Consider the following 24,334-nt stretch of genomic DNA (forward strand, 5'->3'; position numbering starts at 1 on the left):
CTACAAAAGCCGGGGAAAACCCGGGCTTCCCGTCCCTTCGGGTGCGCGTGTCCCGAACGGTCAGTTGGAGGTGAGGGTGGCCGGCTCGCCGGGGGCGGTCTGCGGGCGGGATTCGTCGATCAGTCGCGGCAGCATCACGCGCGCGCCGATGAGGAAATGCTCGATCGTCATGGCGATCAGCTCATCGATGGGGTCGTCCACCGGCACGTCGAAGATCCACTCGCGCTGGCCGAAATAGAACACGCGCGCGTTGATGCTCCAGACCAGCTCGACCTCTTTCGTGCCGAGGGGCACTTCGTCCACGCTCGGCAGGCCGAACTCGTGCCGGAGTTCCACGGCGAGGGGTTCCAGGATGCGGCGGCGCAGGATGGCGAGGTACTTGCGGTTGATGTCCTCGCCCCGCAGGCCCGAGAACATGAAAATGCGCACCCAGTCGCGCGTGAGCGCGGCCTTGCTGTACTCGATGTACATGCGCGTGAGCCGCTCCTGCAGCGGCACGCTGCGGTCCTGGATGGTGGTTTCCCAGAAGGGATTCCAGCGGCCCATGTAGACCACCTCGAACACGCGATTGATCAGGGCTTCCTTGTTGGGGAAGTACTTGTAGAGCAGGGACTGCGTCACCCCCAGCCGTTTGGCCAGTTCGCGCGTGTCGCCCCCGAACCCGACCTCCGCGAAGAACCGCACGGCTTCTTCCGTGATGTGCGCTTCACGTTCGGCGGCACTCAGGCGTTTGGCGTGTGGGGAGGTCTTGCGGGTGGCCAAGGTGGGCTCGTGGTCAGGGCTGGGAAACGTCCAGCGGCTTGCGCTCGCGTACGGACGTCATGATAGCCTCGAGCGCCGCCACGTTGGCCAGCATCTCCCGGGGCGTCACGGGGTAGGGCGCCACGCCGCGCACCGCGCGCGCAAAGGCCTCGAGGTTGAGTCGCACCGAGGGCGCGGGCTCCGAGAAGCGGCGCGTCTGCGTCTGTCCGCGCAGGGTGGTGGTGATGTCCCAGCCGGTGGGATTCTCGGGGTGGGTGCGGTCGCGTATCTCGACCCAGCCTTTGGAGCCATAGACCGCGAAGCGGCCTTCGAATGGCGTGGCGAGCACGGCGCTGATCATGGCGTTGGCCCCGTTGGGAAAGCCCATCATGATGCCCAGCGTGTCGCCGTTGGCGAAGTCGGAGCCCAGCGTGGCCAGGCGCGCCCACAGGCTTTCGCAGGGGCCGAGGATGGCGATGCTGAGGTCCACGAGGTGGATGCCGGTGGCGGTGAGGGGGCCGACGGGTGCCAGCGTGTTCGACAGGCGCCAGTTGTCCTTGGGCAGGGCGAGAAATTTGTCCTGACTGAAGTTGGCTTCGATCTGCAGCACGGTGCCCAGCTCGCCGGAAGCAATGAGTTCACTCAGGGCCACCACTTCGGGCTCGAAGCGCCGCTCGTGCCCGATGCCCAGCACAAGATTGCGACGCTGGCATTCGGCCACGGCTGCGCGCGCATCTTCCAGGGTGAGGCACAGCGGTTTTTCGCAGAACACGTGCAAGCCGGCCTGCGCGGCCGCCACGATCTGTTGTGCGTGCTGCGGGTGGGGTGTGCAGAGGATGACCGCTTCCACACCGGGCTGCGCCAGCAACGCCGCCGGATCGCCGTGCAGCGGGACGCCTTCGAGCAGCGGGTCGTCGGCCATCGCGGCCAGCGCCTGGGGCTGGATTTCGGCCACGCCGGCCAGCTCCAGCCAGGGGGATGCGGCGATCTGCGCCGCGATGGTCTTGCCCCACCAGCCATAGCCAAGCAAGCCGATGCGAACAGGTTTTCCGGGGGTCTCCTGCATAAAAGTCTCCGTCTTTCCTGGTGTTGTGTTTAAACTATTTTAGCGAATTACAACAACCAGGAGATCAAATGAGCACCAAGAAACCGGCCTCTTCGGCCGCATCCACCGTTCGCGCAACCGCTTCCCGCTCCCCCCGTTCCACCGCCCCGGCACCTTCGCCTGCCCGCCAGCGCGTGGGCGTGGTGGGGCTGGGCATCATGGGTTCGGCCATGGCCGGCAACCTGCGCAAGGACGGCTTCGACGTGTGGGGCTTCGACCCCAGCCCGGCGGCCCGCAAGGCCCTCAAGGCCATGGGTGGAACCGTGTGCAAGAGCGCGACCGAACTCGCCGGCCTGGTCGACGTGGTCATCACCTCGTTGCCCGGCCCGGCCGCCATGCGGGACGCTGCGAGCGACCTGGCCGCTGGCGCCCGCAAGGGGCTGGTCGTGATCGAGACCAGCACCCTGGACATCGACGACAAGGCGCAGGCGCGCGATGTGCTCGCCAAGGCCGGTGCGGTGCTGCTGGACTGCCCACTCTCGGGCACCGGTGCGCAGGCGGCGGCCAAAGACCTCACGATCTACGCCAGTGGCCCGGCGGCGGCCATCCGAAAGGTGGAGCCCGTGTTCAAGGGTTTCACCAGTGCGCAATTCAACCTGGGCGCCTTTGGCAACGGCATGAAGATGAAGCTGATGGCCAACCTGCTCGTGGCCATCCACAACGTTTCCACCGCCGAGGCCCTGCTGCTGGGCCAGCGCTGGGGCATTTCGCCTGGCACGGCAGTGAAGGTACTGGCGGGCGGCGCCGGCGGCTCGCGCATGCTGCAGGTGCGCGGCCCGCAGATGGAGAACGAGGGCTGGAAGACGGTGACGATGAAGATTGCCGTCTGGCAGAAGGACATGAAGCTGATCGCCGCCGCGCTCAAGGAAACCGGCGTGCCGGCTCCCTTGTTTGCCGCCACCGTGCCGCTGTACGACGCTGCGATGGGCATGGGCCATGGCCTGCACGACACGGCGGCGGTGTTCGACGTGCTCGACCGCATGTCGCGGCCCGCTGCCTGATCGATCTTTTCAGAGGAGGCCCGAATGCCCATCTCGCTCAACCATTTCTCGATCCGCACCACCGATCTCGCCGCCACGAAGGCGTTCTACGTGAATCTGCTGGGGCTGCAAGAGGGGCCGCGTCCGGCATTTCCCTTCCCAGGGTATTGGCTGTACCAGGGACCGCTGGACGCCTATGCCAATGCCGCGGTACACGTGATCGGCATCGACCCGATCGAGCGCTCGGGCCTCGACAACTACCTTGGCGAGCGCGACACGGGCAGCCTCAAGGGCAGCGGTGCGGTGGACCATGTGGCGTTCTTTGCAACCGATCTCATCGGCATGCTGAAGCGCCTGCAGGCCGCCGGCATCGAGCCGCGCCAGCGCACCGTGCCCGGCGTCGGCCTGCACCAGTTGTTCCTGAACGATCCCAGCGGCGTGGTGGTCGAGCTGAACTACCCGATGGAAGAAAAGCAGGCGCTGGACCGCCAGTCGGTCGCGTGAGCGCCGGGAAGGAAAAGTCATGGCGCGCATAGTGGTGGTGGGCGGTTCGCTGGGCGGCTTGTTCGCCGCCAACGTGCTGCATCGCGACGGACACGACGTGACCGTGCTGGAGAAGGCGCGAGGTTCCATGGACGGGCGCGGTGCGGGCATCGTCTCGCACGATGCGCTGGAGGCAGCGCTGGGCCGTGCGGGACTCCGGACCGATGCGTCTCTCGGCGTGGCGGTGCCCGGTCGTGTGATGCTGCGCAGCGATGGCGCCATCGACACGCTGCTGGACATGCCCCAGGTGCTGACCTCGTGGAGCCGTCTGTACCACCTGCTGCTGGCCGCCTTTCCGGCCGAGCGCTACGTGCAGGGAGCGATGGTGACGCAGTTTGTCGATGGCCCCGATGGTGTGGAGGTGCAGGCGGACTGCGGCGGCGTGCCGCGCCGCTGGGAGGGGGATCTGCTCGCGGCCAGCGATGGCATCCGTTCCACCGTGCGACAACGCTGTTTTCCTGACGCGCAACCGCGCTATGCCGGCTACGTCGCCTGGCGCGGCGTGTGTGAGGAGTCCGTGCTGTCGCAACACACGCTGGAGACGCTGTTTCCCCGGTTCGGTTTCTGCATGACCGACAGCGAACAGATCATCGGCTACCCCGTCGCGGGCCCGCGCAACGACCTGACGCCGGGGCGACGTGCATACAACTTCGTCTGGTACCGCCCGGTGCCGATGGGCGAAGCGCTGGCCCGGCTCATGACCGATGCCGACGGCGTGCACCATCCGCAGGGTGTACCGCCCAACCGCGTGTCCTGGCGCCACATTGCCCACGCTCGCCAGGACGCTGCACGCCTGCTTGCGCCCCAGTTTGCCGAAGTGATCGAGAAGACCGCGCAACCCTTCTTCCAGCCGATCTACGACCTGCAGTCCGAACGCCTGTGCGCTGGCCGTGTCGCCCTGATGGGTGACGCCGCGTTCGTGGCCCGCCCGCACATCGGGATGGGCGTGACGAAGGCCGCCGAAGATGCGGTGGCCCTGGCCGGCGCACTGCGGGAGTACGGTGCTACGCTCGAGGCGCTGCGGGCCTATGAACGCCTGCGCCGTCCCGCCGGCCAGCTGGCGGTGGCGCGCGCCCGCTGGCTGGGTGGTTACATGGAGCAGGCCGCCAGTTCCGGCGAGCCGGCTGCCCCCGTTGCAAGTGCCGCGCAGCGCGCGCACCAGACCCTTCACGAGACGGCCATCGACCTCGGCCGGTATGGCCACCTGTCCGCCTTCAAGACAACGAACGCATGAGCATCGACCGCCTTCCCCCGATTCCTGCCGACAACTGGTCCACCGAACAGCGCGCCTGCGCCGAGGAGATCATCGCGGGCCCGCGCCGCGCCGTGATCGAGCCCTTTGTGCCGATGCTGCGCAGCCCCGAACTGTGCACCCATGCCCAGCGCATGGGCGAGTACCTGCGCTACCGCAGCGCGATCGGCCTTCGGTTGTCGGAGTTGGCCATCCTGCTCACGGCGCGGCACTGGAACCAGCAGGTCGAATGGTCGATCCACGCGCCCATCGCCCTGCGGGAGGGCGTCAACCCGGCCGTGGTGGACGCCATTTCCGAACGCCGCGAGCCGCCGTATGAACGCGAAGACGAAAGGCTGGTGCATGCGGTGGTGCGCCAGTCGCTCGAGGACCGCAAGGTGGCTGACGCGACATGGCGCGATGCGGTGCAGGCGTTCGGCGAACAGGGCGTGATCGATCTGCTCGGCATTGCCGGCTACTACACCCTGCTGTCGTTCGTCATGAACGGCGCCCAGACCCCGCCCACGCCCGGGCTGGAGATGCGCCTGGCACCCTGAGCGCGGCGCCACTGGCAGCCCCGGCTGTCAGGAGCGGGTGCGGGATTGGCTAGAATGGCGGGTTGCCATGTCGGGCGGGCCCGCTGCCGTGCGCGGCCGCTCTGGCGGGACTCGCAGTCCCCCTGCAGACCACCCCACCTGACGAAACCGTTTCCGAGGCCCGGCCGCTCCGAGCTGGCCGACCAACATTCCTTTGGAGAAATCCCATGACCGTGACCGTTGAAACCCTGGAAAAGCTCGAGCGCAAGATCACGCTGACGCTGCCGGCCGATGTGATCCAGAACGAGGTGTCCAGCCGCCTCAAGCGCATTGCGCGCGACGTGAAGATGGACGGCTTCCGTCCCGGCAAGGTGCCGATGAACGTCGTGGCCCAGCGCTATGGCTACTCGGTGCACTACGAAGTCATGAACGACAAGGTGGGTGAAGCTTTCGCCACGGCCGCCAACGAGGCCCAGCTCCGCGTGGCCGGCCAGCCCAAGATCACCGAGAAGGAAGGCGCGCCCGAAGGCCAGCTGACCTTCGACGCCGTGTTCGAGGTGTACCCCGAAGTCAAGATCGAAGACCTGTCCACCGCCACGGTGGAGAAGGTGTCTGCCGAGGTGGACGACGCCGCCATCGACCGCACGCTCGAAATCCTGCGCAAGCAGCGCCGCACCTTTGCGCAGCGCGCGCAAGACCAGGCTGCCCAGGACGGTGACCGAGCCACCATCGACTTTGCCGGCAAGATCGACGGCGAGCCGTTCGAAGGTGGCAAGGCCGAAGCCTTCCAGTTCATCGTCGGCGACGGCCAGATGCTCAAGGAGTTCGAAGATGCCGTGCGCGGCATGAAGACCGGCGAGTCCAAGACATTCCCGCTGGTGTTCCCGGCCGACTACCACGGCAAGGACGTGGCAGGCAAGACGGCCGACTTCCTGGTCACGGTCAACAAGCTCGAAGCGGCGAACCTGCCCGCCGTGGACGAGGCATTCGCCAAGTCCCTGGGCATCGCCGACGGCACGGTGGAAGGCCTGCGTGCCGACATCCGCAAGAACCTGGAGCGCGAAGTCAAGTTCCGCCTGCAGGCCCGCAACAAGCAGGCGGTGATGGATGCCCTGGTGTCCAAGGCCGAGCTGGATCTGCCCAAGTCGGTGGTGCAGTCCGAGCTGGATCGCCTGGTCGAAGGCGCTCGTGCCGATCTCAAGCAGCGCGGTGTCAAGGACGCCGACAAGGCGCCCATCCCCGAGGACCTGTTCCGCCCCCAAGCCGAGCGCCGCGTGCGCCTGGGCCTGGTGGTTGCCGAGCTGGTGCGCGCCAATGAACTGCACGCCAGGCCGGAGCAGATCAAGGCCCACATCGAGGAACTGGCAGCTTCCTATGAAAAGCCCGCTGACGTCGTGCGCTGGTACCAGGGCGACAACCGCCGCATGGCCGAAGTCGAAGGCATCGTGATCGAGAACAACGTCACCGAGTTCGTGCTCTCGAAGGCACAGGTCACCGACAAGACGGTCAGCTTCGACGAGCTGATGGCGCAGGCCTGACCTCCGGCTGCGGCCGTCAAAGAGAAGGGCGGAGCGATCCGCCCTTTCTTTTTCGGGTTTGCTCCCCATCTGGGGAGAGCCCGCAGCCCTGCGGCCGTTCCGGTCTTGCGGCCGGTGGACGTGGGGTTCCATGGGGTTGGTTACAGTAGTGGCATGGCAAGCATCAACATACGGAGTCACGCATGAGCGCAATGGACATTCAAGGTTTGGGCATGGTGCCCATGGTCATCGAGCAGTCGGGCCGCGGCGAGCGGGCGTACGACATCTACTCGCGCCTGCTCAAGGAGCGCGTGATTTTCCTGGTGGGGCCGGTGAACGACCAGTCGGCCAACCTGGTCGTGGCCCAGTTGCTGTTCCTTGAGAGCGAGAACCCGGACAAGGACATTTCTTTCTATATCAACTCGCCTGGTGGCTCCGTGAGTGCCGGCATGGCGATCTTCGACACGATGAATTTCATCAAGTCCGACGTGTCCACGCTGTGCGTGGGCATGGCCGCCAGCATGGGCGCTTTCCTGCTGGCCGCGGGCGCCAAGGGCAAGCGTTTCGCGCTGCCCAACTCCAAGGTCATGATCCACCAGCCGCTGGGCGGCACCCAGGGCCAGGCCACGGAAATCGAGATCCACGCCCGCGAAATCCTCAAGACACGCGAGCAGCTCAACAAGATCCTCGCTGAGCGTACCGGGCAACCGCTCGAGAAGATCGAGCGCGACACCGAACGCGACTACTACCTGTCGGCCGCCGAATCGGCCGAATACGGTCTCATCGACAAGGTCATTGAAAAGCGTCCCGGCTCCGCCGCCTGAGGCTCACCGGATTTGACCGTCCACAGGCCTCCAAACCGGGGAGATCGTGCCAAAACCGGCGCTTTTCCCCCGTTTGGACCCTGTGGGGCTTGAACTATCATTGTTGTTACCGCTTCATCCGACCTTCCAGACCTATGGCCGACAAAAAAGCCGCCTCCAGTGAAAAAGCGCTCTACTGCTCGTTCTGCGGGAAGAGCCAGCACGAGGTGAAGAAGCTGATCGCCGGCCCCTCGGTGTTCATCTGCGATGAATGCATCGATCTGTGCAACGACATCATCCGTGACGAACTGCCCGGTCTCGAATCGGTCAAGGCCTCTGGCGACGACGTTCCCACGCCGGCTCAGTTGAAGGCCAACCTGGACAACTACGTCATCGGGCAGCAAGCCGCCAAGCGCGCCCTGGCCGTGGCGGTCTACAACCACTACAAGCGCCTGCGGCACAAGGTCGCGGCGCGCAAGGACGATGTCGAACTGGCCAAGAGCAACATCCTGCTGATCGGGCCCACCGGTTCGGGCAAGACGCTGCTGGCGCAGACCATGGCGCGCATGCTCAATGTGCCGTTCGTGATGGCCGATGCCACCACGCTGACCGAAGCCGGCTACGTGGGCGAGGACGTGGAAAACATCGTCGCCAAGCTGCTGCAGAGCTGCAACTACGACGTCGAACGCGCACAGCAGGGCATCGTCTACATCGACGAAATCGACAAGATCACCCGCAAGTCCGACAACCCGTCGATCACCCGCGACGTGTCGGGCGAGGGCGTGCAGCAAGCGCTGCTCAAGCTGATCGAAGGCACCATGGCTTCCGTGCCACCGCAGGGTGGGCGCAAGCACCCCAACCAGGACTTCCTGCAGGTCGATACGACCAACATCCTTTTCATCTGCGGCGGTGCTTTTGCCGGACTTGAAAAGATCATCGAAAACCGCACCGAGGCGTCTGGCATCGGTTTCGGTGCCGTGGTCAAGAGCAAGAAGCAGCGCAGCCTCACGGAGGCCTTCAAGGAGATCGAGCCGGAAGACCTGATCAAGTTCGGGCTGATTCCCGAACTGGTCGGCCGTGTGCCGGTCATCGCCGCGCTGTCGGAGCTCAGCGAGGACGCTCTGGTGGAGATCCTCACCGAGCCGAAGAATGCTGTCGTCAAGCAGTTCTCCCGCCTGCTGTCGATGGAAGGTGCCGAACTCGAAGTGCGACCGGCCGCCCTCAAGGCGATCGCGCGCAAGGCGCTGGCGCGCAAGACCGGTGCCCGTGGCCTGCGTTCAATCCTGGAAAACGCGCTGATCGACACCATGTTCGATCTGCCAGGCATGAGCAATGTTGAGAAAGTGGTGGTTGATGAATCGACCATAGAGGAAAACAAGCCGCCCCTGCTGGTGTACCGAGAGGCGGCCAGGCAGGCCTGACGCCCTGCCGAGTGGGTCAGGCCCATCAACCCCCTCATGGAGTGATTGGTTGATATCGCTCGCTCCAACCCCATTTACCCGTTTTAGCCGAGGTTGAAATGTCCGGACAGACTCCTCTTCCCAGCACGCCGGTTGAACTGCCGCTTCTGCCCCTGCGCGATGTGGTCGTTTTCCCACACATGGTCATTCCGCTGTTCGTCGGCCGGCCCAAGAGCATCAAGGCCCTTGAATCCGCCATGGAGGCGGAGCGCCGCATCATGCTGGTGGCTCAGAAAGCCGCCGCCAAGGACGAGCCTTCGACCGAAGACATGTTCGAGATGGGTTGCGTCGCGACCATCCTGCAGATGCTCAAGCTGCCCGACGGCACGGTCAAGGTGCTCGTCGAAGGGGTGCAGCGCGCCAAGGTGCTCACCATCCGTGACGGCGAAAGCCATTTCATTGCCAGCGTGAACCCCGTTGATCCGGCGGTGGAGCGGGCGGACGTGCAATCCAACGAACTGGAAGCACTGCGCCGCGCCGTGATGCAGCAGTTCGACCAGTACGTCAAGCTCAACAAGAAAATCCCGTCGGAAATCCTCACGTCGATCTCCAGCATCGATGACGCGGGCCGGCTGGCCGATACCATCGCGGCACACCTGCCGCTCAAGCTTGAATCCAAGCAGGTGGTGCTGGACCTCGACCCGGTCAACAAGCGCCTGGAAAACCTCTTCGAGCAGCTCGAACGCGAGGTCGACATCCTCAATGTCGACAAGAAGATCCGCGGCCGCGTGAAGCGCCAGATGGAGAAGAACCAGCGTGACTTCTATCTGAACGAGCAGGTCAAGGCCATTCAGAAGGAACTCGGTGAGGGCGAAGAGGGCGCCGACATCGAGGAGATCGAAAAGAAGATCAAGGCCGCCAAGATGCCCGCCGAGGCGCGCAAGAAGGCTGAAGCCGAATTCAAGAAGCTCAAGCTGATGTCGCCCATGTCGGCAGAAGCCACCGTGGTGCGCAACTACATCGATGCGCTGGTCGGCCTGCCCTGGAGCAAGAAGACCAAGATCAAGCATGACCTTGCGCACGCCGAAGCGGTGCTGAACGAAGACCACTACGGCCTTGAGAAGGTCAAGGACCGCATCCTCGAATACCTCGCGGTGCAGCAGCGTGTGGACAAGGTCAAGGCCCCCATCCTGTGCCTGGTGGGCCCTCCCGGTGTGGGCAAGACATCGTTGGGGCAATCCGTGGCGAAGGCCACGGGGCGCAAGTACGTGCGCATGGCCCTGGGGGGCATGCGCGACGAGGCCGAGATTCGCGGCCACCGCCGCACCTACATCGGTGCCATGCCGGGCAAGGTGCTGCAAAGCCTGAACAAGGTCGGTACCCGCAACCCGCTCTTCCTGCTCGACGAAATCGACAAGCTGGGCACGGATTTCCGGGGTGACCCGTCGAGTGCGCTGCTTGAGGTGCTCGATCCCGAACAGAACCACACCTTCGGCGATCACTACATCGAGGTTGACTTCGACTTGTCTGACGTGATGTTCGTGGCCACGTCGAATTCCATGAACATTCCGCCAGCGCTGCTGGACCGCATGGAAGTGATCCGCCTCTCGGGCTACACGGAAGACGAGAAGACGAATATCGCGATTCGCTACCTGCTGCCCAAGCAGATCAAGAACAACGGCATTCGCGAAGGCGAGCTGGAGCTGAACGAGGATGCGGTGCGTGACATCGTGCGCTACTACACCCGCGAAGCGGGTGTGCGTTCGCTCGAGCGTGAGCTGTCCAAAATCTGCCGCAAGGTCGTCAAGGGCCTGCTGCTCAAGAAGTACACCCCGACGGTGGTGGTGACCGCAGACAACCTCAGTGAATTCCTTGGCGTGCGCAAGTTCAGCTATGGCCGGGCCGAGGCGCAGAACCAGGTAGGCCAGGTGGTGGGACTGGCATGGACGGAAGTGGGAGGCGATCTGCTGACCATCGAAGTGGCCACCATGCCAGGCAAGGGTGTGATTACGCGCACGGGCTCTCTGGGTGACGTGATGAAAGAGTCTGTCGAAGCCGCTCGTACGGTGGTCCGCAGCCGTGCCCGCATGCTGGGCATCAAGGACGAGCAGTTCGACAAGCGCGACATCCACATCCACGTGCCCGACGGTGCAACCCCCAAGGACGGTCCGAGCGCGGGTGCCGCGATGACGACGGCACTGGTGTCCGCCATCACCGGCATTCCGGTGCGCGCCGATGTCGCGATGACGGGCGAGATCACCCTGCGCGGCGAAGTCACGGCCATCGGTGGCCTAAAGGAGAAGATGCTCGCGGCGCTGCGCGGGGGTATCAAGACGGTCATCATCCCTGAAGAGAACGTCAAGGATCTCGCGGAGATCCCGGACAACGTGAAGCAGGGACTCGAGATCGTTCCGGTGAAATGGATCGACAAAGTGCTGTCGATTGCGCTGGAGCGCCAGCCGGTGCCGCTCACGGAAGAGGAAGTCGCGGCGCAACTCGCGGCTGCGAATGTGAGCAAGCCGGGCAGCGCGCCTGATGCCGTGAAGCACTGATCAAAAATTTGGGGGCGAACTTGAAAGAGGCCCAATTTTCAGGTTAGAATCATGGCTTACCGAAATGCAGCGGCAGACGGTAAAAAATGCGGGAATAGCTCAGTTGGTAGAGCGCAACCTTGCCAAGGTTGAGGTCGCGAGTTCGAACCTCGTTTCCCGCTCCAGATTCAAAAAGGGAAGCTCTGCTTCCCTTTTTTGTCAGAGGTTCAGGTCGGTGCCTTGAGCGCACGATCCCGATGGCGCGATAGCAAAGCGGTTATGCAACGGATTGCAAATCCGTCTAGTCCGGTTCGACTCCGGATCGCGCCTCCAGATGGAACATCGGCCCCGCCAACTCTGGTTGCCGGGGCCGATGCTTTTTCCGACCTGCCACAATGGTCGTGTGGCCTCGATGGTGAAATTGGTAGACACAGCGGACTTAAAATCCGCCGCCATCCTGAAAAGGGGCGTACCGGTTCGACCCCGGTTCGAGGCACCACCCCTAGGATTTTTGCGGTTTCACCGCTACAGTGAGTTTCCATGACCCGATACAACGCGCCCTTCGAAATCCACGTGCATGGCGACGTGCCATTGCGCGAGGAAGTGGTCTACAGCCAGATCCAGGACGCGCTCAAGCCTCTGTGGCAATACGCAGGTGCGCGCTCGCTGGCCGCGGCGGCGGAAAGCAGTTACGAGGATGAGCCCGGCATCCGCTTTGACGCCGAAGCGCATGTGCTGCAGATCTGCTGGACCGTGCCGGGCGACGAGGACTTTCGCCAGGTGATTGAAGAAGCCTGCATGGGCCTGAACGACATCGCTTCTGCGGGGGCGCCACTGGAGGTGTCCTTCTACGATGCCGAATACGACGAGGAAGACGAGTCCTCGCAAGAAGAAGCCCGTGACGATTTCCTGATGTGCTTCGTCGGCCCCACGCCCGCTGCCATCATGCAGGTGCAACGCGATCTGCTGGTGCAGGATGTGCTGCACATCATGGAGCGCCATTTCGATCAGTCCGAACTCGGTGAGGTCGTCGGCGTGATCGACAAGTTGTTCAACCAGCGCTTCGAATCGCTGGTGAATTCGATGCAGCTGGGCAAGCCGCCGCGTGGCCATGGCGGCCAGTCGGGCCATGGCGGTCCGCGCAAGCCGCGCCATCTCCACTGACCCGGCACTTGCCGGGCCTTGCCGGTCCGGTCATCGCCACGTACTAGACTCCGGTCCTGAGCGAGCACATCGCCTCGCCCATCTGGAGTGCCCATGGCTTTCTTTTCGACCGATGCCCTGAACCCCGGTGTGCGCAAGCGCGAGGTGTTCGGGTGGGCCATGTTCGACTTCGCGAATTCCGGCTACACGACGGTGGTCATCACCGCCGTGTTCGCGGCCTACTTCGTGGGTGCGGTCGCCGGCGGCGCCGAATGGGCGACGTTTGTCTGGACGCTGGCGCTCAGTATTTCGCACCTGATCGTGATGTTCACCATTCCCGCGATGGGGGCGTGGGCGGATCGGCACGCCGCCAAGAAGCGTTTGCTGATGCTCACCACGCTCGGCTGTGTGCTGGCCACGGCCGCACTGAGCCTGGTCGGGCCCGGCGCCGTCGTGCTGGGGGTGCTGCTGATCATCGTCTCCAACGTCTTCTTCGCCTGGGGAGAATCGCTCATCGCGGCATTTCTGCCCGAGCTGGCGAAGCCCGAGGCCATGGGACGTGTGAGTGGATGGGGCTGGAGCCTGGGTTATGTGGGGGGCATGCTCGCCCTGGGCCTGAGCCTGGGTTACGTATTGTGGGCGCAGGCCCAGGGTCAGAAGGCCGAGCAGTTCGTGCCGGTGACGATGTGGATCACCGCCGCCGTGTTTCTGGTGGCCGCGCTGTTCACGCTTGGCTTGCTGCGCGAACGCGCGCGGCCTGCGGTGGGCGCATCCGGTGTCTCCGGTTGGCGCGAATCGCTGCGGCAATTGCACCAGACCTTTCTGCAGGCGCGCCGCTACCGCGACTTCATGTGGTTGCTCGCCTGCGTGGCGGCCTATCAAGGCGGGGTGGCGGTGGCCATCACGCTGGCCGCGATCTACGCCGAGCAGGTGATCGGTTTCGTGCAGCAGGAAACCATGATCCTGATCTTCGTCCTGAACATCGCGGCAGCGCTGGGGGCTTTTGCATTCGGGTACTGGCAGGACCGGTTGGGCCACAAGCTGGCCCTGGGCATCACGCTGGTGGGATGGGTGGCGACATGCATCATCGCGGCCGTCACGACCACCAAGGGCGGCTTCTGGTACGCCGCGGCGATTGCCGGCGTGTGCATGGGCGCAAGCCAGTCTTCGGGCCGGGCGATGGCGGGCATGCTGGCACCACCGGCGCAACTGGCCGAGTTCTTCGGCCTGTGGACCTTTGCCACCCGCGTGGCCAGCATCATCGGCCCGTTGAGCTACGGCGCCATCACATGGATGACGGGAGGCAATCAGCGCCTGGCGATCGGATTCACGGCGGTGCTGTTCCTGATCGGCATGGCCTTGCTGCTGCCGGTGAACATGCAACGTGGCCGGGCTGCCGCGCTGGAAGGGCAAGTTCCTGCCACCTGAAGCCCGGTGGCGTGCGTCAGGCGAGAAGAAGGCTGCGTGCCTCGGTGTGAAGGCCGAGCCAGCGTTGCGCGGCGGCCGCGAGGGCGGCGGGCTGCCCGCTCGACAGCAGCAGCGGCGCCTGGGCAGTGGCGCTGGCCGCCGGTGGCAGGCCGAGCACCTCGCGCGTTCGGCGAGCCACGGGGGCGCCAGTGTCCACCAGCGTGACGCCCGTGCCGCTGAGGTGGCCGAGCAGTTCTCCTGCAAACGGGTAGTGCGTGCACCCCAGCACAAGTGTGTCGATGGCTGGCGATTCGGGCGAGCCCTGCAGCAGTTCGCTGATGTAGCGTTCGCTCAAGGCCTGGATGACGGGAAGGTCGTGCCGCTCGATGGCATCGGCAAGGCCGTCGCAAGGCTGGGAACTGAACCAGAGGGGGCGGGGGGATGCGGCCACCAGACGGTCACGCAATTGCGCGAACCGCGTGCTGCCCAGCGTACCGCGCGTGGCAATCACGCCGATGTGACCACTGCGGCTCAGCGCTGCAGCGGGCTTGAGTGCGGGTTCCACGCCGATGATGGGCAGGTCAGGGTGGTGTTGGCGCAAGGCGTCGATGGCATGTGCGGTGGCCGTGTTGCAGGCCAGCACGAGCGCGTCGATGCCGTGCTCCTTCCGCAAATGGGCGGTGATGCGGTGGGTGCGTTCCGACACGTCTTCGGCCGTGCGCTCACCGTAGGGCGCGTAAGCGCTGTCGGCGGCGTAGACGAAGCGCGTGCCGGGGAGTTCGGCCAGCAGGGCCCGCAGCACGCTCAGGCCGCCGACCCCGCTATCGAATACGCCAACGGTTTTCAAGCTGCGGCGACCTCGATGCCCTTGAACTCGCCCGTGGCAATGCGCTTCTGCCACTCGGCAGGGCCCGTGATGTGCGCGCTGGTGCCCCCGGCATCCACCGCCACGGTGACGGGCATGTCGACCACGTCGAACTCGTAGATGGCTTCCATGCCCAGGTCTTCGAAGCCGACCACCTTCGCGTGCTTGATGGCCTTGGACACGAGGTAGGCCGCTCCGCCCACGGCCATGAGGTAGGCGCTCTTGTGCTTCTTGATGGCCTCGATGGCGACCGGGCCGCGCTCGGACTTGCCGATCATCGCGATCAGGCCGGTTTCGGCCAGCATCATCTCGGTAAATCCGTCCATGCGCGTGGCGGTGGTTGGGCCGGCCGGGCCCACGGCTTCGTCACGCACGGGGTCGACAGGGCCCACGTAGTAGATGACGCGGTTGGTGAAATCCACCGGCAGCTTCTCGCCCTTGGCCAGCATGCCCTGGATGCGCTTGTGCGCGGCATCGCGACCGGTGAGCATCTTGCCGTTGAGCAGCAGCGTCTGGCCGGGCTTCCAGCTGGCCACTTCGGTCGGCGTGAGGGTGTTCAGGTTCACACGCTGGCTCTTCTGGGTGTCGGGCACCCAGTTGACGCTGGGCCACAGGTCCAGGCTCGGCGCGTCCAGATAGACCGGGCCCGAACCGTCCAGCACGAAGTGGGCATGGCGCGTGGCCGCGCAGTTGGGGATCATGGCTACGGGCTTGCTGGCCGCGTGCGTGGGGTACATCTTGATCTTGACGTCGAGCACCGTGGTGAGGCCGCCCAGGCCTTGCGCGCCGATGCCCAGTGCATTCACCTTCTCGTACAGTTCCAGACGCAGTTCCTCGACCTGGTCGAGCTTGTCGCCCTTGGCCGATTTGGCCTGCAACTGGTACATGTCGAGGTCGTCCATCAGGCTTTCCTTGGCCATCAGCACCGCTTTCTCGGCCGTGCCGCCGATGCCGATGCCGAGCATGCCCGGCGGGCACCAGCCGGCACCCATGGTCGGCACGGTCTTCAGCACCCAGTCGACCACGGAATCGCCCGGATTGAGCATGACCATCTTGCTCTTGTTCTCGCTGCCGCCGCCCTTGGCCGCCACGGTGATGTCCACCGTGTCGCCAGGCACGATCTCGGTGAAGATCACCGCAGGGGTGTTGTCCTTGGTGTTCTTGCGGGCGAACTGCGGGTCCGCCACGACGGAGGCGCGCAGCGTGTTGTCCGGGTGGTTGTAGCCACGGCGCACGCCTTCGTTGATGGCGTCGTCCAGGCTGCCGGTGAAGCCTTCCCAGCGCACGTTCATGCCCACCTTGAGGAACACGTTGACGATGCCGGTGTCCTGGCAGATCGGGCGCTGGCCGGTCGCGCTCATCTTGCTGTTGGTCAGGATCTGGGCGATCGCGTCCTTCGCGGCGGCGCTCTGCTCGCGCTCGTAGGCGCGGGCCAGGTGGGCGATGTAGTCGGCGGGGTGGTAATAGCTGATGTACTGCAGCGCGGCGGCGATGGATTCGATCAGGTCGGCCTGGCGGATGGTGGTGGTCATGGGTGTCGTGGGCGTGGAGGCAAGTCGCGTCGGTGGCCGCTGGGGCGTCAAGAAGCCATCAGATGAGAATTGCTTTTATTTGGGGCTATGCTGGAGACCCTGGGCAAGGCTGTCCCCAGCCCACTATTTTGACAGGTCGCACATTTCATGAACACACGCCCGGCTACCCGCTCCGAACGAGACACTTTCGGCCCCATCGACGTCCCGGCAGACCGCCTCTGGGGCGCGCAGACGCAGCGCTCGCTGCAGAACTTCGACATCTCCGGTGAACGCCAGCCGCGCGAGATGATCAAGGCGCTGGCGCAGGTCAAGCGCGCGTCGGCCGTGGTGAACCATGCGCTGGGCCTGCAGGACGACAAGAAGACGCAGGCCATCGTGAAGGCGGCGGACGAGGTGATTGCCGGGCAGCACGAGATCGAGTTTCCGCTGGTGGTCTGGCAGACCGGCTCGGGCACGCAGACCAACATGAACGTCAACGAGGTGCTGGCCAACCGGGCCAGCGAGCTGCTGGGCGGCGAGCGTGGGGAAGGGCGCCTGGTTCATCCGAACGACGACGTGAACCGCAGCCAGTCGAGCAACGACGTGTTTCCCACCGCCATGCACGTGGCCGCCGTGGAGGCGATCACGCACCGCCTGCTGCCCGCCATCGCGTTGCTGCGCGGCACGCTGGAGGCGAAGGCGCGCGACTTCGATGACATCGTCAAGATTGGCCGCACCCACCTGCAGGACGCCACACCGCTCACGCTGGGTCAGGAGTTCTCCGGCTGGGTGGCGCAGCTCGCCCATGGTGAAGCCCACGTGCGCGCGGCGCTGCCGCACCTGTGCGAACTGGCGCTCGGTGGCACAGCCGTCGGCACCGGCTTGAACGCGCCCAAGGGCTATGCGGAGCAGGTGGCGGCCGAGCTGGCCAAGCTCACGGGCCTGCCTTTCGTTACGGCTCCCAACAAGTTCGAGGCAATGGCCAGTGTGGACGCGCTGGTGCATGCGCACGGTGCGCTCAAGACGCTGGCTGCCAGCATGATGAAGATCGCCAACGACGTGCGCTGGCTGGCCAGCGGTCCGCGCAGCGGCATCGGCGAGCTGAGCATTCCCGAGAACGAGCCTGGCTCATCGATCATGCCGGGCAAGGTGAACCCCACGCAGAGCGAGGCCGTCACCATGCTCGCCGCGCAGGTGTTCGGCAACGACGTCGCCATCAACTTCGGGGGTGCGTCGGGCAACTTCGAGCTCAACGTGTTCCGCCCCATGGTGTCGCACAACTTCCTGCAGAGCGTGCGCCTGCTGGCCGATGGCATGAAGAGCTTCAACGACCACTGCGCGGTCGGCATCGAGCCCAACCGCGCCCGCATCACCGAGCTGGTGGACCGTTCGCTGATGCTGGTCACGGCCCTCAACACGCACATCGGCTACGACAAGGCCGCGCAGATCGCGAAGAAGGCCCACAAGGACGGTTCAACGCTGCGCGAAGCCGCGCTGGCCCTGGGCCATGTGACGGCCGAGCAGTTCGACCAGTGGGTGGTGCCCGGCAAGATGACGGGCCGGTGACGCCTTGAGCGGGCCGAGGGGCCCGCTACCATGGGCGCCATGATTTCCCTGCCCTGGCGCACCTCCTTCGGCATCGATCCCTTCACCAGCTTCACCCTGGCCATCCTGCTGCTCTTCATTGGCAAGGGGCTCACGCAGCGGTACGGCTGGCTTCGGCGCTACAACATTCCCGAGGCGGTGGTCGGCGGCGTTCTGTGTGCGCTGGTGGCCTGCGGGCTCTATTACGTGTTCGACGTGCGCGTGGTGTTCGACCTCGGCGCGCGGGACATGTTGCTGCTCTATTTCTTCGCTGCCATCGGCATGGGTACCGATGTGCGCACCCTGCGCGAAGGCGGAAAACCGCTGGTGGTGCTGCTGGTGCTGGCCAGTGTTTTCATGCTGCTGCAGAACGGCCTGGGTATGGCGGTGGCCGAGGCATTCGGCATGGACCCGCGCGCCGGCCTCATGGCCGGGTCGATTTCGCTCACCGGTGGCGTGGGCACCACGCTGGCCTGGACGCCGCACTTCGTCCAGACGCTGGGCATCCCCAACGCCGGTGAACTCGGCCTGGCGGCCAACATGCTCGGCATGATCGCGGCCTGCCTGGTGGGCGGTCCCATGGCGGCATGGCTGATGCGACGGCACCGCATCGTGTCCTCGGGCGCGGCCGACGTGGAGGTCGGCACGCGTTACCAGGACGAACCCCACCTGAGGCTCGACTACCACGGTGTGCTGCTGGCCCTGCTGTGGCTCAACCTGGCCCTGATGCTGGGCCATGGTGTGAACGAACTCGTGGCCTTGAGCGGCCTGAACCTGCCGGCCTTCGTCGGCTGCCTCATGGCGGGCATCTCGCTGCGCAGCGCGGGGCAATGGCTGGCACCGTCCGGTGGGCGGCTGTGGAACTGGTCCAGCATGCGCCTGGGCGTGGCGCTCATCTCCGACATCAGCCTCGGCCTGTTCCTCACCATGGCGCTCATGGGGTTGCGCCTGTGGGAGCTGGAGCCCGTGCTGGGCTTCATCGCCACCACCATGGCGTTGCAGGTGGCACTGGCCGTGGCTTTCACGGCCTTCGTGGTGTTCCGCTTCATGGGGCGCGACTATGAAGCTGCGGTGATCTGTTCTGGTTTCGGAGGCATCGCGCTGGGTTCCACGGCCACCGCCATCGCCAACATGAGTGCCGTGGTGCGTGCCTACGGCGCAGCCCCCAAGGCCTTCATTGTGGTGCCGCTGGTCTGCGGGTTCTTCATCGACCTGATCAACGCGCTGGTGATCGGGCTGCTGGCGCGGTAAGGCGCGCACAAAAAAAGGCCACGCAATGCGTGGCCTTGCCAGGAGCGATCGAAACCTTACTTGGCCGCCGCCATGGCCTGTGCCACCCAGCCGTCGAAGGTCTTCTGGTGGGCCTTGATCCAGGCGTCGGTGTGGCGCTCCACGTCCTGGGGCTTGTTCTCGCCGTCGCGCATGCGCAGGTTCTGGGCGTTGATGTCGGCCACGGGCAGCGACATCACCTCGAACAGGCGGGCAGCGGCCGGGTTCTGTTCGGTGAACTGCTTGTTGGCCACGATGCGCTGCGTATTGAGCACGAAGCCGTAGTTCTGGCCGTTGGGCAGTTTCGTGTCCAGCTTGGCCTGCTCGCCGGGCAAAGAGGAGAACGGCACCTGCAACCACACCACCTCCTGGCCGGGACGCAGCACGCCGCTCACCCAGTAGGGCGTCCACGTGTAGTACAGGATGGGCTGACCCTGCTTCAGGCGCGTGATGGTGTCGGCGATCAGCGCCGCGTAGCTGCCCTGCACGTGCGTCACGGTGTCGCGCAGTTTGTAGGCGTCCAGGTGGTGCTCGATCACCGCCTCGCATCCCCAGCCGGGGTTGCAGCCGGTCAGGTCGGCCTTGCCATCGCCATTATTGTCGAACAGCCTGGCGATGGCCGGGTCCTTCAACTGGTCGATCTGCGTGATCTTGTGGGCATCGGCCGTTTTCTTGTCGATGAGGTAGCCCTGCGCGGCACCAGGCGAGTAGGCGCCCTGGCGGTAGAGCTTGGCGTCGCCACCGGCGTTCTTGTAGAAGTCCGCGTGCAGCGGGTCCCAGTGGTCGGCCATGAAGGTGGCGTCGCCATTGGCGATGGCCACGTGGGCGGTGGGGTACTCCACCTCCTTGATGGGTTGCACGTCGTAGCCGAGCTTGACCAGCGCGCGCGAAACGAGCAGGGTCTGGAAGGTCTCTTCGGCGATCGAGCTTTGCAGCGGTTGCACTTTCACGCCCTGACCGGGCAGGCTCTGCGCGGTGGCAGGCGTGTGCAGGGCAAAGGCCATGAGGCCGCCGCCGATCAGGGTTCGCCACAGGGGGGTGGTCGGGTGGAGAGTCATCGGTTTCCTTTCGATGGTGGGAGGAGAAAAGCCTGGGCGCGAACGCTCAGGAGGTGGAATGCGATGGGGCAGGCGTGTCGACGCCGGGTGTGGTGCGCGTGGGCGAGGGACGCACCAGACGCAGCACGAGGCCCACGGGGCCTTGCTGCCACCAGTGGCGTGCGCCACGGCGGGGCTGGCCCAGGGCCTGGGTGATGCGGTCGAGCGCAATGGCCAGCAGCACGATGCCCACGCCGCCCACGGTGGCCATGCCCATGTCGAGCCGGCCGATGCCGCGCAGCACCATCTGCCCCAGGCCACCAACGGCGATCATCGAAGCGATGACCACCATGGACAGCGAGAGCATCAGCGCCTGGTTGATGCCGGCCATGATCGACGGCAGGGCCAGCGGGAGCTGCACCTTGGCCAGCATCTGCCAGGGCGAGGCGCCGTAGGCGCGCGCTGCCTCGATCAGGTCGGGCCGCACCTGGCGGATGCCCAGGTCGGTCAGCCGCACCAGCGGCGGCAAGGCGAAGACGATGGTGACGATGACGCCGGGCACGTTGCCGATGCCGAACAGCATCACCACCGGCACCAGGTAGACGAAGGCGGGCGTGGTCTGCATGGCGTCGAGCAGCGGGCGCATCAGGCGCTGCGTGCGGTCGCTGCTGGCCAGCAGAATGCCCAGCGGCAGCCCGAGGGCAATACAGAACGCCAGCGAGGTCAGCACCAGCGACAGCGTGACCATCGCCTCCGGCCAGATGCCCAGCATGGCCACGAGCAGCAGCGAGACGACGGTGCCGATGGCGATGGCACGGCCCGCGAACTGCCAGGCCAGCAGGCCCATCAGCGCGATCATGGCGAGCAGCGGCACGCTCAGCAGCAGTTGCTCCACGCTGGTCAGCGTGGCATCGATGGGCGCGCGCACGCTCTGGAAGAACGGGCGGAAGTGGCCCACGATCCAGCCCAGCGCCTCGTTGATCCAGCGCTCGACGGGCAGCGAGCCGTCCCACAGCTGGCTGAGGCGGAACCCCTCATCCGCCGGTAAGGTGGTCGCGGCGACGTCCCCGCTGCCGCCACCGAGCCAGTTGTCGCTGGTGGTGGCGGTTGAGGCGCCCCACGGGTCGGTGGATGCGTCAGGGCTGGTGGAAATGGGTGTGTCGGTCTCGTTCATGGAGCCTCGTCTTTCGGAAACGGTGGTCGGGGCAGGCGCGCCGCGCGCCTGGGCGAGCGGGCGTTCAGCCCGCCGCGCGGTCGAGGAACTTCAGCAGCGTGTTCTTGCTGATGGCGCCGCGGTAGCGGCCCGCGTCGTCCACCACCGGCAAGGGGTAGGGCGCCTGCGCGGCCTGGCCGAACAGGTCGGCCACGGGGTGCGCCGCGCTGACGATCTGCACCTCGGGCAGGTAGGCGCGGGAGAGACCGAGCGGGCCGTCGTGGTCCTGCAAGGCCTGGCGCAACGAGTCCGCCGACACCATGCCAAGGTAGCGCTGGTCGGGGCTGACGACGTAGGCCCAGTCACGGTCCTTGTCCTCCAGCATCTTCAGCGCGGCGCGCGCGCCCTTGTTCGGGTGTTCGGCCACCACGACCTGCGTCTGGCGCGCGATGTCGCCGGCCTTGAACACGGCGGCGGCGTCGACACCGCGCACGAAATTGCGCACGTAGTCGTCGGCGGGCTGGCGCAGGATGTCTTCCGGCGTGCCGACCTGCACCACCTGGCCGTCTTTCATGATGGCGATGCGGTCGCCGATGCGCATGGCCTCGTCGAGGTCGTGCGAGATGAAGACGATGGTGCGGCGCTTGACCTGCTGCAGGCGCACCAGCTCACTCTGCATGTCGGTGCGGATGATCGGGTCCAGCGCCGAGAAGGCCTCGTCCATCAGCAGGATGGACGGGTCCGAGGCCAGTGCGCGCGCCAGGCCCACGCGCTGCTGCATGCCGCCGGAGAGTTCATCCGGGTAGCTGTCGCCCCAGCCCGCCAGCCCCACCTGTTCCAGCGCCTGGTCGGCCAGCGCGAGGCGCTGCGCGGGCTTCACGCCCGCGAGTTCGAGGCCGAAGGCGGTGTTGTCGCGCACCGTCATGTGGGGCATCAGCGCGAACGACTGGAACACCATGCTGATGTCCTTGCGGCGCAGGGCGCGCAGGTCGGCGTCGGACAGGTCGTTGATGTTCTGGCCGTCGATCAGGATGCGCCCGGCCGTGGGCTCGATCAGGCGGTTGAGCAGGCGCACCAGCGTGGATTTGCCCGAGCCCGAGAGGCCCATGATGACGAAAATCTCGCCCGCCTGGATGTCCAGGTCGGCGTCGAACACGCCGATGGACTGGCCGGTCTCGGCCAGGATCTCCTGCTTGGTTCGGCCCTGGCGGACCAGGTCGAGTGCGGCCTGGGGTTGGTCGCCGAACACCTTGAAAACGTGTTCGATGCGGATGTGCTTGGCCATGTGCGTGCTGCCTCCTGTGCAAGTTGACAAAGGCACCGCAGACGGTCATGAAGAACAACGGGGGCACACAGATGCCCACCGGGTCAACAGGACCGCAGGCAGACACTGACAGCGACGAATCGGCAAACCCAGCGCCTGCCGTCACGGGCGACCACGCAGCGGGCCCTGTCTGGGGGGCTGGCGGAGGCGGGGGTGACGCGGCGTCGAGGCCGGAAGACCGGCCATGGAATCTCTGTGCCGCGACGGGATACGGGACGATCCGCGAGTAGCACATGAGCGCTTCCCGGCAGGGCGCCAGGAAGCTGAGGTGACGAATTATAACTTTATTGAATGAATGTGACCGATCATCAGTTCCAAAACCTCATGAGGCGGTCGGCCAAGCCGTGTGGCCGCTCTCACGGCCTGCGGGATCTCACCAGCGCACCTCGACCTCGCCGGCCAGTGGCGACTCTTCCAGGTTCCGCCCCTCGCCGCCCCGGTCCACCACCACGAAGTCGCTGATCTCGCCCAACGCCAGCAGTGGGTGGTGCCAGACATTGCGGCCGTAGTTCACGCCTTGCCAGCCCTGGGTGATGAAGGCCTGCAGCGGCCCGGGCCGGCCGCCCGCATCGGGCGCCACCACCACCACGTAGGGCCGTGTCGTCAACGGAATGAACGCCTGCGACCCTAGCGGGTGGCGTTCCATCAGGCTCAGCCGCAGGGGCAGCGAACGGGGCTGTGCGCGGAAAAGGTTGACGATGGGACGGCCGCCATCGGCCAGGGCGTCGATCGCCGCCAGATCGTGGAAGCGCCGCGTGGTGCCACCGTTGATGTCGAACTGTCGGGCGCCATCGAGTTCGATCACCTGACCAAAGGGCGCAAACACCTCCTTCGTGAGTGGGCGGGCCTGCAGCAGGTTCACGCTGCCACCTTTTCCAGCGGCGCGAGCCGCTGGCGGTAGAAGTTGCTCACGTGGGGCGTGAACTCCATGAAACCCGCCACGGCCTCGAACTCGGGTGTGCTGTACACCCAGTCGCCCGCCACTTCGTAGATGGCGCAGTACTTGGGGCCGTCCTCCAGCGACACGAAGCGGCGTGCCGACAGCCAGCCGGGGCAGGCCAGCAGGGCAGGCAGGTGCACGGTGTCGTACCACAGGTTGAACGCAGCCTCGTGCTCGGGTGCAATGTCCACCCGCACCACATGCAGCACGGGCGTGCCGGTGGTCACGCCATCGGGCAGGCGAGGGGGTACGGTGTTGATGTTCATGCCGCAGGGGCCTCGGCCCTGGGCTTGACGCGCGGGAACTTGAGCGTGGCCTCGGCCTTGAGCACTTCCTTGCCGTCTTCGTTGCGGGCGCTGGCCTGCCAGGTCACGGTGCGCGTCTCGGCGTTCATCTCGTGGATCCAGACGCGAAAGGCGATCGTGTCGCCGTAGAACACCGGGCCGGTGAACCAGAAGCGGTCTTCGATCGACACGCCCAGCGTGCCGGCGAGTTCGGCGGTGAGCACGTTGGTGCAGATGCCAGCGACCATGATGCCGGGCGCCAGGCGGCGGCCGAAGCGCGTGGTTTCGGCGTAGGCGTCGTCCACGTGCACCGGGCCGAAGTCGCCCGTGGCGGCGATGTAGAGCGCACCGTCGGCTTCGGTGATGGTCTTGCTCACCGATACCTCGTCGCCAACGTGCAGGCTGTCGAAGGGCTTGAGGTCGTACATGC

22 protein-coding genes and 3 tRNA genes are annotated in these 24,334 nt (G+C 65.6%); 15 read left to right on the plus strand and 10 right to left on the minus strand.

What is annotated here, in order from left to right; translation table 11 throughout:
- Nucleotides 1-60 precede the first annotated feature (60 nt).
- Both J2X09_RS23710 and J2X09_RS23715 read right to left on the minus strand, forming a co-directional pair.
- Complete coding sequence (locus J2X09_RS23710) at nucleotides 61-762, minus strand: TetR/AcrR family transcriptional regulator (RefSeq protein WP_204735282.1); 702 nt, start codon at nucleotides 760-762, stop codon at nucleotides 61-63.
- Nucleotides 763-775: 13 nt separating this feature from the next.
- Nucleotides 776-1,807 (minus strand): Gfo/Idh/MocA family protein, encoded by a 1,032-nt coding sequence (locus tag J2X09_RS23715; protein WP_204735283.1) that lies wholly within the window; start codon nucleotides 1,805-1,807, stop codon nucleotides 776-778.
- 68 nt (nucleotides 1,808-1,875) lie between these two features.
- Here J2X09_RS23715 and J2X09_RS23720 point away from each other — a divergent pair, with 68 nt between their 5' ends.
- From J2X09_RS23720 to J2X09_RS23780, 13 genes are all read left to right on the plus strand, one after another.
- Nucleotides 1,876-2,847, plus strand: coding sequence for an NAD(P)-dependent oxidoreductase (locus J2X09_RS23720; RefSeq protein ID WP_204735284.1), 972 nt, complete (start codon nucleotides 1,876-1,878; stop codon nucleotides 2,845-2,847).
- 24 nt (nucleotides 2,848-2,871) lie between these two features.
- The gene (locus J2X09_RS23725; RefSeq protein ID WP_204735285.1) at nucleotides 2,872-3,330 is read left to right on the plus strand and encodes a VOC family protein; all 459 of its coding nucleotides are present in this window, start codon (nucleotides 2,872-2,874) and stop codon (nucleotides 3,328-3,330) included.
- A 19-nt stretch (nucleotides 3,331-3,349) separates the two neighbouring features.
- The gene (locus J2X09_RS23730; RefSeq protein ID WP_204735286.1) at nucleotides 3,350-4,603 is read left to right on the plus strand and encodes an FAD binding domain-containing protein; all 1,254 of its coding nucleotides are present in this window, start codon (nucleotides 3,350-3,352) and stop codon (nucleotides 4,601-4,603) included.
- Entirely contained in the window at nucleotides 4,600-5,157 is a 558-nt protein-coding gene (locus J2X09_RS23735; RefSeq protein WP_204735287.1) for a carboxymuconolactone decarboxylase family protein, read from the plus strand. The genes J2X09_RS23730 and J2X09_RS23735 overlap by 4 nt, the downstream gene beginning before the upstream one ends.
- Before the next feature lie 206 nt (nucleotides 5,158-5,363).
- Nucleotides 5,364-6,674 (plus strand): trigger factor, encoded by a 1,311-nt coding sequence (gene tig / locus J2X09_RS23740; RefSeq protein WP_204735288.1) that lies wholly within the window; start codon nucleotides 5,364-5,366, stop codon nucleotides 6,672-6,674.
- Nucleotides 6,675-6,856: 182 nt separating this feature from the next.
- Nucleotides 6,857-7,477, plus strand: a complete 621-nt coding sequence (gene clpP, locus J2X09_RS23745) for an ATP-dependent Clp endopeptidase proteolytic subunit ClpP (protein ID WP_310309569.1) — start codon at nucleotides 6,857-6,859, stop codon at nucleotides 7,475-7,477.
- Nucleotides 7,478-7,611: 134 nt separating this feature from the next.
- Nucleotides 7,612-8,877 (plus strand): ATP-dependent Clp protease ATP-binding subunit ClpX, encoded by a 1,266-nt coding sequence (gene clpX / locus J2X09_RS23750; RefSeq protein WP_204735290.1) that lies wholly within the window; start codon nucleotides 7,612-7,614, stop codon nucleotides 8,875-8,877.
- Between the two features lie 98 nt (nucleotides 8,878-8,975).
- Nucleotides 8,976-11,408 carry an endopeptidase La gene (lon, locus tag J2X09_RS23755; protein ID WP_204735291.1) on the plus strand — a complete coding sequence of 811 codons (2,433 nt, stop codon included), beginning with the start codon at nucleotides 8,976-8,978 and terminating at the stop codon, nucleotides 11,406-11,408.
- A gap of 88 nt (nucleotides 11,409-11,496) precedes the next feature.
- Nucleotides 11,497-11,572, plus strand: a tRNA-Gly gene (locus J2X09_RS23760).
- A 74-nt stretch (nucleotides 11,573-11,646) separates the two neighbouring features.
- Nucleotides 11,647-11,720 (plus strand) — tRNA-Cys (locus J2X09_RS23765).
- 73 nt (nucleotides 11,721-11,793) lie between these two features.
- Nucleotides 11,794-11,886, plus strand: a tRNA-Leu gene (locus J2X09_RS23770).
- Between the two features lie 41 nt (nucleotides 11,887-11,927).
- Nucleotides 11,928-12,551 (plus strand): DUF6806 family protein, encoded by a 624-nt coding sequence (locus J2X09_RS23775; RefSeq protein WP_204735292.1) that lies wholly within the window; start codon nucleotides 11,928-11,930, stop codon nucleotides 12,549-12,551.
- A gap of 93 nt (nucleotides 12,552-12,644) precedes the next feature.
- Nucleotides 12,645-13,958, plus strand: coding sequence for an MFS transporter (locus tag J2X09_RS23780; protein WP_204735293.1), 1,314 nt, complete (start codon nucleotides 12,645-12,647; stop codon nucleotides 13,956-13,958).
- 16 nt (nucleotides 13,959-13,974) lie between these two features.
- Here J2X09_RS23780 and murI read toward each other — a convergent pair whose 3' ends face one another.
- The gene (gene murI, locus J2X09_RS23785; RefSeq protein ID WP_204735295.1) at nucleotides 13,975-14,784 is read right to left on the minus strand and encodes a glutamate racemase; all 810 of its coding nucleotides are present in this window, start codon (nucleotides 14,782-14,784) and stop codon (nucleotides 13,975-13,977) included.
- Nucleotides 14,781-16,334 carry a fumarate hydratase gene (locus J2X09_RS23790; RefSeq protein WP_204735296.1) on the minus strand — a complete coding sequence of 518 codons (1,554 nt, stop codon included), beginning with the start codon at nucleotides 16,332-16,334 and terminating at the stop codon, nucleotides 14,781-14,783. Before J2X09_RS23790 ends, murI begins: the two co-directional genes overlap by 4 nt.
- A gap of 147 nt (nucleotides 16,335-16,481) precedes the next feature.
- Here J2X09_RS23790 and fumC point away from each other — a divergent pair, with 147 nt between their 5' ends.
- Nucleotides 16,482-17,879, plus strand: a complete 1,398-nt coding sequence (gene fumC, locus J2X09_RS23795) for a class II fumarate hydratase (protein WP_204735297.1) — start codon at nucleotides 16,482-16,484, stop codon at nucleotides 17,877-17,879.
- Between the two features lie 39 nt (nucleotides 17,880-17,918).
- Nucleotides 17,919-19,148: a sodium/glutamate symporter gene (gene gltS, locus J2X09_RS23800; protein WP_204735364.1), complete on the plus strand. Its 1,230-nt coding sequence runs from the start codon at nucleotides 17,919-17,921 to the stop codon at nucleotides 19,146-19,148.
- A gap of 56 nt (nucleotides 19,149-19,204) precedes the next feature.
- Here gltS and proX read toward each other — a convergent pair whose 3' ends face one another.
- The 6 genes from proX to J2X09_RS23830 form a co-directional block, all read right to left on the minus strand.
- On the minus strand, nucleotides 19,205-20,170 hold the full coding sequence (proX, locus tag J2X09_RS23805; RefSeq protein ID WP_310309599.1) for a glycine betaine/L-proline ABC transporter substrate-binding protein ProX: 966 nt from the start codon (nucleotides 20,168-20,170) through the stop codon (nucleotides 19,205-19,207).
- 100 nt (nucleotides 20,171-20,270) lie between these two features.
- A complete protein-coding gene (gene proW, locus J2X09_RS23810) occupies nucleotides 20,271-21,377 on the minus strand; it encodes a glycine betaine/L-proline ABC transporter permease ProW (protein ID WP_204735299.1) in 1,107 nt (368 codons plus the stop codon).
- A 64-nt stretch (nucleotides 21,378-21,441) separates the two neighbouring features.
- Nucleotides 21,442-22,641, minus strand: a complete 1,200-nt coding sequence (gene proV, locus J2X09_RS23815; protein ID WP_204735300.1) for a glycine betaine/L-proline ABC transporter ATP-binding protein ProV — start codon at nucleotides 22,639-22,641, stop codon at nucleotides 21,442-21,444.
- Between the two features lie 412 nt (nucleotides 22,642-23,053).
- A complete protein-coding gene (locus tag J2X09_RS23820) occupies nucleotides 23,054-23,542 on the minus strand; it encodes an ureidoglycolate lyase (protein ID WP_204735301.1) in 489 nt (162 codons plus the stop codon).
- Nucleotides 23,539-23,886 (minus strand): DUF4286 family protein, encoded by a 348-nt coding sequence (locus J2X09_RS23825; protein WP_204735302.1) that lies wholly within the window; start codon nucleotides 23,884-23,886, stop codon nucleotides 23,539-23,541. Before J2X09_RS23825 ends, J2X09_RS23820 begins: the two co-directional genes overlap by 4 nt.
- On the minus strand, nucleotides 23,883-24,332 hold the full coding sequence (locus J2X09_RS23830; protein WP_204735303.1) for a MaoC family dehydratase: 450 nt from the start codon (nucleotides 24,330-24,332) through the stop codon (nucleotides 23,883-23,885). Before J2X09_RS23830 ends, J2X09_RS23825 begins: the two co-directional genes overlap by 4 nt.
- Nucleotides 24,333-24,334: the final 2 nt, after the last annotated feature.

The organism is Hydrogenophaga laconesensis, assembly GCF_031457235.1.
GTDB classification, from domain to species: domain Bacteria; phylum Pseudomonadota; class Gammaproteobacteria; order Burkholderiales; family Burkholderiaceae_C; genus Hydrogenophaga; species Hydrogenophaga laconesensis.

Coding starts and splice junctions, on each gene's coding strand:
- fumC (WP_204735297.1), top strand. CDS start 16,482: ATGAACACACGCCCGGCTACCCGCTCCGAACGAGACACTTTCGGCCCC.
- J2X09_RS23730 (WP_204735286.1), top strand. CDS start 3,350: ATGGCGCGCATAGTGGTGGTGGGCGGTTCGCTGGGCGGCTTGTTCGCC.
- J2X09_RS23715 (WP_204735283.1), bottom strand. CDS start 1,807: ATGCAGGAGACCCCCGGAAAACCTGTTCGCATCGGCTTGCTTGGCTAT.
- J2X09_RS23830 (WP_204735303.1), bottom strand. CDS start 24,332: ATGTACGACCTCAAGCCCTTCGACAGCCTGCACGTTGGCGACGAGGTA.
- J2X09_RS23725 (WP_204735285.1), top strand. CDS start 2,872: ATGCCCATCTCGCTCAACCATTTCTCGATCCGCACCACCGATCTCGCC.
- proW (WP_204735299.1), bottom strand. CDS start 21,377: ATGAACGAGACCGACACACCCATTTCCACCAGCCCTGACGCATCCACC.
- J2X09_RS23780 (WP_204735293.1), top strand. CDS start 12,645: ATGGCTTTCTTTTCGACCGATGCCCTGAACCCCGGTGTGCGCAAGCGC.
- J2X09_RS23775 (WP_204735292.1), top strand. CDS start 11,928: ATGACCCGATACAACGCGCCCTTCGAAATCCACGTGCATGGCGACGTG.
- J2X09_RS23790 (WP_204735296.1), bottom strand. CDS start 16,334: ATGACCACCACCATCCGCCAGGCCGACCTGATCGAATCCATCGCCGCC.
- proV (WP_204735300.1), bottom strand. CDS start 22,641: ATGGCCAAGCACATCCGCATCGAACACGTTTTCAAGGTGTTCGGCGAC.
- clpX (WP_204735290.1), top strand. CDS start 7,612: ATGGCCGACAAAAAAGCCGCCTCCAGTGAAAAAGCGCTCTACTGCTCG.
- clpP (WP_310309569.1), top strand. CDS start 6,857: ATGAGCGCAATGGACATTCAAGGTTTGGGCATGGTGCCCATGGTCATC.
- J2X09_RS23720 (WP_204735284.1), top strand. CDS start 1,876: ATGAGCACCAAGAAACCGGCCTCTTCGGCCGCATCCACCGTTCGCGCA.
- gltS (WP_204735364.1), top strand. CDS start 17,919: ATGATTTCCCTGCCCTGGCGCACCTCCTTCGGCATCGATCCCTTCACC.
- lon (WP_204735291.1), top strand. CDS start 8,976: ATGTCCGGACAGACTCCTCTTCCCAGCACGCCGGTTGAACTGCCGCTT.
- tig (WP_204735288.1), top strand. CDS start 5,364: ATGACCGTGACCGTTGAAACCCTGGAAAAGCTCGAGCGCAAGATCACG.
- J2X09_RS23825 (WP_204735302.1), bottom strand. CDS start 23,886: ATGAACATCAACACCGTACCCCCTCGCCTGCCCGATGGCGTGACCACC.
- proX (WP_310309599.1), bottom strand. CDS start 20,170: ATGGCCTTTGCCCTGCACACGCCTGCCACCGCGCAGAGCCTGCCCGGT.
- J2X09_RS23735 (WP_204735287.1), top strand. CDS start 4,600: ATGAGCATCGACCGCCTTCCCCCGATTCCTGCCGACAACTGGTCCACC.